Genomic DNA, 1,527 nt, shown 5'->3' with positions numbered 1-1,527 from the left:
TTGTGAATGTGTATATTCCTCCTATTGCCGTACTGTGTCTCTGTCTGTCAACGACTGAACCTCATTTGCCTCTTTTATCAAATTCCCGGAACTATTTGTTTTTTGAAGCTACAATTCTTGCTTCAGATAATCGAGCATATACAAAATTCAAACACTATGATAAAAGTAATATTCCACGGATCTATGGAAATATGCATTATCGATGGACGAGCTGGTTTCTGGAGATATTAGTTTGATTTATATTCAGAAAATCAAAATGAATCAAAACAGAGATATGATGTTAGGAAGTGTGGATTAAGATTGGAGAATTTTGGTATTCTCAGATGCAAATAGTTTCAGATTACTGGAAATTGACACTTCATTCTCTTAGTTGTCTGCATTTAACAGGCTATTATCTGTCTCTGAATGTCATAATTCATATTAAATAAAGTGAAACTTAATTACGAAAAAATCTTACGTAACAGCTAAATTTCTAAATAAAAATGGATTCTCGTAATATCTTGAAAGTAAAATCAAAAGAATCCGATACCATCTTTCCATCAAAAATCTGTATGTGATTTACTGCCTTTTGAAGCAATAATTGGACTAAAATTACTGCTTTTCAAAAGTAAATCTTATGTAATTCTACTGCTCGTAATAGAGTAAAGGCTGTGAAATAATAACTATATCACAACCTTTAAACAAATTACTCTACTACAAACCACATGTTGTCATCATCATATTTAACTATTCTTACACTTACTTCTTCATGCAATCTATAGTTATTTTTTCCCCTATATAAAGCAGTAAAATCGGTACCTTTCAAAATAATTCCTTGTGGATAATAATATTCTACTCTCCCCAGAACATTTGAACCAATTTTATATTTTGTTTTAACAGACTTCCATTGTTTCGAAAATCTGGCTAAACAACTATACCACAATTCTTGAAATTCATTTTTTGATATTATCTTTTCGATACATTTTTCCTCAAAAACTCCTTCTGCCAGACAATCCTCAAAACATGATAAATGATATCTACCACAAGTATCCCTAGATATTTGTCGAACAGCATAGTTTTCTCCATCTAATTCTATCCAATACTTATCCCCCTCATCTTGGAGATAAATATATTTCTTATCTAGCAATTTATTGTCCCACCTTTCCATAACTGATAATTCTATTTGTTAAATCTAACGGAACTTTATTCGGAATTACAAAAACTCCACCTCTACCTTTTACCACATCTAACTCCGATACATCTATTTCAACATAATTGGTATATTTGTATTTGTTTGGAACATTAATAAATTTCTTTCCAAGCTGCCCTGGCGTTACTGAATCTGGTGTTATATCTGATAAATATTGACCATTTCCATATCTAGCATCTTTAGGATTATTAGCTTTCAATGACGGATTCAATTGATTTGAATCAATAATTCCATTCATACCTTTCTTATTGGTATAATGGTATAAAGTATTAGAAGTATTAGAAGTACTACCACTCTTACCATCACTTAACCCATCTATTTTAACGGAACCGGTCTCG

General features: G+C 31.2%; 2 protein-coding genes. Both read right to left on the bottom strand.

Features of this window, described 5'->3' with window-relative positions; genetic code table 11:
- Positions 1–685 precede the first annotated feature (685 nt).
- Positions 686–1,126 (bottom strand): hypothetical protein, encoded by a 441-nt coding sequence (locus ABMA45_RS01205; RefSeq protein WP_022088057.1) that lies wholly within the window; start codon positions 1,124–1,126, stop codon positions 686–688.
- Between the two features lies 1 nt (position 1,127).
- Positions 1,128–1,527: HYD1 signature containing ADP-ribosyltransferase family protein (locus ABMA45_RS01200; protein WP_348029888.1), on the bottom strand; the 400-nt coding region annotated here is incomplete at its 5' end.

The sequence above is a fragment of the Eubacterium sp. CAG:156 genome (assembly GCF_000434315.1).
In the GTDB taxonomy this organism is placed as follows: Bacteria; Bacillota; Clostridia; order Lachnospirales; family Lachnospiraceae; genus Eubacterium_U; species Eubacterium_U album.
Note: the sequence above shows the minus strand (reverse complement) of the source record. Positions and strands in the feature narration are given on the sequence as shown.